This window comes from Pseudomonas sp. SIMBA_067 (genome assembly GCF_046534675.1).
Lineage (GTDB): Bacteria > Pseudomonadota > Gammaproteobacteria > Pseudomonadales > Pseudomonadaceae > Aquipseudomonas > Aquipseudomonas putida.
On sequence record NZ_JAWRYH010001379.1, the window covers coordinates 1 to 235 of the forward strand.

General features: G+C 43.4%; 1 protein-coding gene. It reads left to right on the forward strand.

The window, feature by feature from the left end; genetic code table 11:
- Positions 1-93: 93 nt before the first annotated feature.
- Positions 94-235 (forward strand): 30S ribosomal protein S6 (gene rpsF / locus SB765_RS33880; protein ID WP_410933068.1); only part of this gene is annotated, 142 nt, incomplete at its 3' end.

Sequence of the window (235 nt, forward strand, 5' to 3'; positions counted from 1 at the left end):
GGTAGAAGGCTCTATTAACCGTAAGGAATATCCATGCGTCATTACGAAATCGTATTCATGGTTCACCCTGATCAGAGTTAGCAAGTATCTGGTATGATCGAACGTTATACTGGTTCTATCACTGAAGCAGGTGGTACTATCCACCGTCTTGAAGACTGGGGCCGTCGTCAACTGGCTTACCCAATCAACAAGCTTCATAAAGCTCATTATGTTCTTATGAACGTTGAAGCACCAA